The following is a 6,964-nucleotide window of genomic DNA, read 5'->3' on the forward strand; positions in this document are numbered from 1 at the left end:
ATTTTTCCTTCTAGCACAACTTTTACTAGTAAAAGTAAGAAATCCAGCGTGTGCTTGCCATAGAATCACGATTGAGAGCTTATTATATAGTTTATGCACCGATAATGAAACCATAAAGCTATAACTGCATATACTATAAATATTGTCTAGTTATTATTATCAGTCATTGTTAGCGGATATGTATAAAAAGCTAGCTATTTACTATGTAGGGGATATAAACGTGAATTAACTACTTAATAAATATATAACTTTACATAATATATATTATGCGAATATTATATGGTGAATTTATATCTATAATTCTCTAGATTACCTATCTACTTCCTAAATCTGATTTGTTTATCTCTCTAAAAACTATCTGTGCAAATAATACGAGTTTATGTTTTTATCTGTGCTTGTCTTTTATTACGCTGACTAAATAAAATATTTCCAAGAGCTGATATGAACGATCCCATTACGACAATAATTGCACCTAATACACTTAAACTATTTAATTGTGGAGATTTAAAATAATCTGGAAACATCCCAGAAAACAAATATGCACAAATAATTGTGACGATTGGGATCAATGGCATCAACATACTTACCTTGGAAATATCCCAACGATTTAATGCTTCTGCATAGCAACCATAGGCCAATATTGTGTTTACGCAAGCATATCCTAAAGCTATCATCGCAAACATAGGCACATTAAAAATCTCTGCTGGCGATGTGAATGGCGTGTAAGCGATAAAACATCCTATATAGATAAATAACAGGATTTGTTGGGCGGTAAAATGTCGCAGCAAAATTCGTTGTGCTATCCCATATAGCACCCAAATCAAGCTTGCCATTGTGGATAATAAAATACCAAAAGAATATTTATCTAGATGCGTAAATGTCGCTAACTTATCATTAAAAAAGATGGGTAAGCCTATTAAGACAAAGACTAAACCTATTTTTTGATATAAAGACATTGATTCTTTAAATACAAAAATACCCACAATAATCATAAAAAATGATGTCAATGGGCTAATAACCTGGCTAGCAGAGGCTGGTACATAGTTAAGTGAATGATTAAATAGATAAAAATTAGCCGCTAATCCAATTATTGCCAAAATAATCCATTTGATATCTTCTTTAAAAAATTGATTTTTCCGTGGTAGCCTATGAGAAAATGACAATAATAAAAATAAACCAACGGCAGCTACTAAGAAACGATACCAAATAACCGTTTGAGTATCCATATAAGCTAAAATTGGCTGCAAAATAATCGGTAATGTTCCCCACAACAATATAACAATAAGCGTGAGGATAAAGCCAACGACAGGCTGCGAAGTTTTCATAACGGTGAAAAATGAGATCCAGTGCTATTAGTTAGTATTGTAAATAAAAGAAAAGAGAAAGTATATGGATACTTTCTCTTCGGGTAACTCAAAACTCTCTTCCCTACTTTACTGTGCTAGCTGGATAAAAAAAGTGCCTTTAGGAACAAAAGGTAAATAATTTTTATGGAAATCAATATAGGTTTTGTTAGGGTCTATATCTTTAAATTGTTCTGGATACAATGCTTTTGCCATAAATTGCGCACTAGCTAAGTCGGTAATTGAGCGAGATGCTGTATGATACATACCGAAGATTCGATGATTTTTAACAGCCGGAATATCACTCCACCCTGCTCTAGTAATAAACTTAGCCAAGCGATGTTGAGCATCCTCTTCACTGATATCTATACCCATAGACATGATATCAGGATTGGTCTTGTTTCCTGCTTCGGTCCCCGTAATAATCACTACATCAGGTTTTGATGTCAAAAATTGCTCAGGATTAATATTTCCCCAGTTTTCAACAAACGGTTTACTAATATTGTCTCCACCCACGTGCTCAGCAATAGCTCCCCACATATTTTTTCCAAATGTAAAGCTATACTCAGCTGGGCCTTTATTACCGAACTCAATATAAATTTTAGGCTTAGGCAGATGTGCATTGGCAACACGTGTTTGAATATCGTTCATCCCAGCCACGTACTCATCTGCTATTTTATTCGTGCGTTCTTCGACCCCGTTTAGTTCACCAAATAAATGGATACTCTTGGTATGATTCTCTATGGTTTGATCATTAAAATCAACCACAACAATCGGGATGCCTGCCTCTTCTAATTGCTTAATTTCATTAGATAATGAGTTAAATTGAATTGCTGGCATAATTAGTACATCAGGCTTTAGCGTTAAAACTTTTTCAACGGCAAAAGTATTACTAGGCACATAGCCAACATCTGCAATATTGCTTAAAGAAGGGATCTTATCGGCAAATAAAGCCCAACTACCCGGATTAAATTTTTCCCAAAATTCTCGTGAAATACCAACAACCTTTTTGAAATTATCAACCCCTACTGCTGCGACATAATCAGGATAGTAGAATGAAATAATAGGCCGTTTCACAGGAACATCAATTTTAACCTCTCTGCCTAATACATCAGTAATGGTTTTTACTTCTGCTGTAGCAACCTGCCCTAATGATGCCAATGCAAGCAATGAAGCCAATAAAATTTTTTTCATAAAATTATTCAATGATAAATTAAAAAATGAATTCTACCATAAAACAATAATAATAATGATTTTTATTTTTACTCCAAAAAAATGTCAGAACTATTAAACTTACTATTTGTTTTATTAAATTAATACGATCACTATTGCTAGTTGGTCAATGGAATAAGTCCTGGTAAACGCATAAAGCTCTGGTCTTGAACAATCTTAATAAAGTCATTTAAATAGGCAATATTTTTTTGATTTTCACGTATAGCAGCATATAGATTACTTCGCAATGGAGTTTGTCCAATTTGCTTTGCCACAACATACCCTTTTTGTAAATACGGCAGTACCGTCCAATAAGGTAAAGCAGCGATGCCACGACGACTAGCTACTAATTGAATAATGGCAATTGTCAGTTCACTAAGTCTTTTTTTGGGCTCTATATTGGCAGGTCTCAGTACTTTCCGTATCAAATCCAGCATATCATCAGGCACTGGATATGTAATGAGCGTTTCTTCTTTGAAGTCAGAGGCCTCCCAAATAGCTTTTTGGGCTAATGGATGATCAGCCGCACAAATTCCCACCATTTCATATGAAAACAATGGTTTATAACTAACCCCTGCTTGTGACTCCATATCAGAGACAATAGCAATATCTGCTCTATGAGTGAGCAATAACCCGACAGGATCTGAGTGAAAACCAGAAACGATATCTAACTCTACTTTAGGCCATAATGATCGGAATAAATCCATTGCAGGCATTAGCCAGTCGAAACAGGTATGACACTCGACAGCAATTCTTAACTCCCCTGCTTCTCCCTCTACAATCTGAACAATATCACGCTCAGCCTCGCTGATTAAGGGCGTAATTTCTTGAGCTAACCGCAACAAACGCTCTCCTGCAATTGTAAAACGTAAAGGAGATGATTTACGCTCAAACAAAGAGACATTGAAGTGTTCTTCAATAGAACGGATTTGATGTGACAGCGCTGATTGAGTCACAAATAGACGTTGAGCAGCCGTGGATACAGTCCCAGTTTCTGCTAGTGCTAATAAGGTTTTTAAATGTTTCAGCTCTAAAAAAGTATCCATAGGTTTGCCTCTAAACTATGAATATTATTATAAACATAAAAAAATATTTATTAAAATAATTCATAAATATAGTCATAAAACAAAGGATTATGTGTATATTGGCTATATGCGCTAGAGAATAAAGAACAATAAGCGTGTAATTAACCATAAAAGATTAATTAAACGCTTAATTGAGAATACAAAAGGATGGATAGATAATTAACGCAAGACAGTCCTAATCCTGCCATTAGACTTACGAATGGCTTTGACACCAGCAGCACCCATAGCAATATTACCCTTACTTTCTGGTGCGGTACCAGGCTCACCTAATACTAGCAGTTGATTTGAGTATGCTTTGCCGGTTTGGTGATTAACAGCCAAACCTCGTGCACGGATTTCATAGTGCAAATGAGGCCCTGTTGATTGACCTGTATTACCACTCTTAGCAAAAACCTGCCCTTTTTCTACTTTTGACCCTACTTTCAGTCCTTTGGTAAAGCTATTTAAATGACCATACACTGTACTATAAACATTGTCATGTTTAATAACCACTAAATTACCATAGCCTGACATCCAGCCTAAATAGACGATAGTCCCTGATTGAGCAGCATGGACTGGTGTACCGATAGGAACGCTATAATCTACGCCTTGATGAAATTTTTTACGTTTTAAGACTGGGTGAATACGCCAACCATAGCCAGATGTAATCCGAGCATTTCCCACAGGTTTTTTGAGGATACTTTCAAAAGTAACCATCTCAAGTTTTAAATCAGAAGCACATTTATCAGTACAAGTTACACTTACATCATTGTCTAAAGCGTCTAAATTTAATTGTGGTTCATCGAAGCTGGTTTGAGCGAATGCAGAATGACCTACAAAAGTAAGCAATATAGTTAGAATGAGTTTTTGCACGCTAAATCCTAGTTAATAAAAAACAAAGTACTATAGTCAATATGTATTATTTATGACTATAATACCTAGCCAATAAATTTTACTATGTAATTATTGCTTATGACCTCCAAATTAAGATTCACCCTAAAAAAAACTGTGCTATGCACCATTTTTTTGATTTCTTTTCTTTCAGGCTGTTACTCAACCCCCTATCCTACCGATATTCAAAATGAACTGCTAAGTTATTGTAAGGATGGTATTGAATCTGGTCTAACCGTTGTTCGAAATGGAAAAACGTCACCTATGACGCCAAAAGAAATTGATAAATTATGTCAATTTAGGTTGAGTGAATTTATGAAAGAAGTTAGTCTTGAAGATTACTTAGCACTGAATAAGCATATTTATGACAATTTTAAAAATGCTTTTGCGAATAAATATGTTCTAAAAGATATCTATGACACATTATCTCCTGACGATAAGCGAGTGAATACAGCAATTGCCGTCATCATATTAGGATTAGAGCCAAAAAATGAACAATAAATCTTACTTTGAACGATGCCTTGGCATAATAGGTTCACTAGCCGTGATAACTTACTTCACTACGCCATCTTATGCAGCAGAGTATTTGGAACCAGGTTATACTGATTATGATAAACATAAAGCTGTTATTACTTGTATGCAGCAGATTTATGTTAAAAACTATCAAGAAATGCCTACAGATGAAGATTTTTTCCCCCTTTGCGAGCAACGCTTCAATGTTCTTTCAAGAAGTTTGACACATGATGAGTTTATTCATGCTAAGGCAGAATCTCTTAATGATAAGATAACGGAGAATAGTACGGGGAATCTATACTATGACGCCTTATTTGGGTATCCAAATGCGGAGTTAGATAAAAAAATGAATGAGAAAAATTAATAATATTTTGAGGAAGCAAAATGAATAAAAATTTTTTAAAAAAACACCTTATTAGCTGTTGGACTTATTGGTTTTAGTTCAATGAGTATTGCGGCTACTCCTGTTGAAAATTGGCCCGAACATGAACTAAAACTACTCGTTCCTTTTGGTGCAGGCTCTAATCCAGATTTAGTAGCTCGCCTTGTTGCGCAAGAAGCAAGTAAGACATTAGGAAAAACTATTGTAGTAGAAAACAAACCTGGTGCAGGTGGAAATATCGCTACAGCACAAATTGCTAAAGCCAATCCTGATGGCTATACCTTTGGTTTAAGTATCAATGGACCTCTAGTTTATAACCAATTCATCGTTGATAATTTGGGGTATGATCCGGAAAAAGACTTAGCCCCTCTTACATTAGCAGCGACTCAACCTAATATTTTAGTTTCTAGCAAAGCAACTGGTGCAACAACACTGAAAGAATTAGTAGAAAAACTAAAAGAGAATCCTGGCAAATATAATGTTGCAACGGTTGGGGTGGGCTCTGGCTCACACCTCACGAGTGAACTATTACTCAAAGAAACAGGGACTACAGCGACAACGGTTCAATATAAAGGCTCTCCAGATGCTGTGACTTCTCTTTTAGCGGGGGACACTCAATTTGCGACACTAGCACCAGGTGCTGTTATTGCATTAGGTAAAGAAGGTAAACTAAACGTTCTAGCTCAAGCCTCTGAAACCAGAAGCTCAAGCTTGCCTGATCTACCTACAGTAAAAGAAACTAAGGTGGCAAATATTGTGAGTCAAGCATGGAATGGTTTTGTTATTTCTAGCAAAGTAGATCCTGCTATTCAAGCTAAATTACATAAAGCTCTTTATGATGCCCTAAAACAGCCTGAAATACAGGAGAAATTTAAAGCACAATATATGGAAGCCATTCCAAGTACACAGGAAGAATTTAAAGCATTCATGAAGAAAGAAAAAGAGGTTTGGCAGCCAATCATTGAAAGCTTAAATCTGAAGAAAAAGTAAATAGTAAATTATGAGTTAAACGATTAATAAAACCGCTTGACCGTTAATTTATAACTTCCTATAAGGTGTATGCTCATCAGAAGTCATACACCTTTTTAATACTTATTAACTGTGAGCGATAAGAGTCTTAACTGCTATAGATTATTAATTATTCTAATAAAAACAGCTAGAATAATGCAGTTAATCCACCATCAATAGTAATCACCTGCCCTGTCATATAACTACTAAGCTCACTAGCTAAAAATACGACTATCCCACTAAGTTCATCCGGATTTCCCCAGCGCTGCATCGGTATTCTATTTAGCATATGCTGTCCCTTGATTGGATCCTCAGCTAGCTGTTGATTTGATTCTGTTAAAAAAGCCCCTGGCGCAATTGCATTGACGGTAATATTCTTTGGGGCGTATTCAACGGCTAGTGATTTTGTCATGGCGACGATACCCAATTTCGTGATAGGGTATATTGCATCTCCTACTCGTGCGATATTCCCTGCTACTGAGCTCATAGAGATAACTCGCCCACCAGATGGCATTTGTTGAATCATTTTCTGTGATAAATACATAGGCTGA

General features: G+C 35.7%; 8 protein-coding genes. 3 read left to right on the top strand and 5 right to left on the bottom strand.

All coding sequences use genetic code 11. The features are described 5' to 3' along the window. Positions 1-377: 377 nt before the first annotated feature. From V757_RS15635 to V757_RS15650, 4 genes are all read right to left on the bottom strand, one after another. On the bottom strand, positions 378-1,325 hold the full coding sequence (locus V757_RS15635) for a DMT family transporter (protein ID WP_023948738.1): 948 nt from the start codon (positions 1,323-1,325) through the stop codon (positions 378-380). 108 nt (positions 1,326-1,433) lie between these two features. Further along, entirely contained in the window at positions 1,434-2,537 is a 1,104-nt protein-coding gene (locus tag V757_RS15640) for an ABC transporter substrate-binding protein (RefSeq protein WP_023948740.1), read from the bottom strand. 137 nt (positions 2,538-2,674) lie between these two features. Beyond that, a complete protein-coding gene (locus V757_RS15645) occupies positions 2,675-3,601 on the bottom strand; it encodes a LysR family transcriptional regulator (RefSeq protein WP_023948742.1) in 927 nt (308 codons plus the stop codon). 198 nt (positions 3,602-3,799) lie between these two features. Then, entirely contained in the window at positions 3,800-4,492 is a 693-nt protein-coding gene (locus V757_RS15650) for a M23 family metallopeptidase (RefSeq protein ID WP_023948744.1), read from the bottom strand. Between the two features lie 99 nt (positions 4,493-4,591). Between V757_RS15650 and V757_RS28250 the strand changes: the two genes are divergently transcribed. The 3 genes from V757_RS28250 (at position 4,592) to V757_RS15665 (ending at position 6,395) form a co-directional block, all read left to right on the top strand. Beyond that, positions 4,592-5,011, top strand: coding sequence for a hypothetical protein (locus V757_RS28250; RefSeq protein WP_023948745.1), 420 nt, complete (start codon positions 4,592-4,594; stop codon positions 5,009-5,011). 43 nt (positions 5,012-5,054) lie between these two features. Further along, on the top strand, positions 5,055-5,387 hold the full coding sequence (locus V757_RS15660; protein ID WP_147628806.1) for a hypothetical protein: 333 nt from the start codon (positions 5,055-5,057) through the stop codon (positions 5,385-5,387). A gap of 81 nt (positions 5,388-5,468) precedes the next feature. Beyond that, positions 5,469-6,395, top strand: a complete 927-nt coding sequence (locus tag V757_RS15665; RefSeq protein WP_023948747.1) for a Bug family tripartite tricarboxylate transporter substrate binding protein — start codon at positions 5,469-5,471, stop codon at positions 6,393-6,395. A 166-nt stretch (positions 6,396-6,561) separates the two neighbouring features. Here the strand turns inward: V757_RS15665 and V757_RS15670 are convergent. Beyond that, the coding region (locus V757_RS15670) for an SDR family oxidoreductase (RefSeq protein WP_023948748.1) at positions 6,562-6,964 on the bottom strand (403 nt) is incomplete at its 5' end.

The sequence above is a fragment of the Pelistega indica genome (genome assembly GCF_000506865.1).
Classification (GTDB): Bacteria; Pseudomonadota; Gammaproteobacteria; order Burkholderiales; family Burkholderiaceae_B; genus Taylorella; species Taylorella indica.

Bases quoted from the DNA above. Each gene is read 5' to 3' on its own strand.
- V757_RS15635 (WP_023948738.1), bottom strand. From the start codon at position 1,325: ATGAAAACTTCGCAGCCTGTCGTTGGCTTTATCCTCACGCTTATTGTT.
- V757_RS15640 (WP_023948740.1), bottom strand. From the start codon at position 2,537: ATGAAAAAAATTTTATTGGCTTCATTGCTTGCATTGGCATCATTAGGG.
- V757_RS15645 (WP_023948742.1), bottom strand. From the start codon at position 3,601: ATGGATACTTTTTTAGAGCTGAAACATTTAAAAACCTTATTAGCACTA.
- V757_RS28250 (WP_023948745.1), top strand. From the start codon at position 4,592: ATGACCTCCAAATTAAGATTCACCCTAAAAAAAACTGTGCTATGCACC.
- V757_RS15665 (WP_023948747.1), top strand. From the start codon at position 5,469: ATGAGTATTGCGGCTACTCCTGTTGAAAATTGGCCCGAACATGAACTA.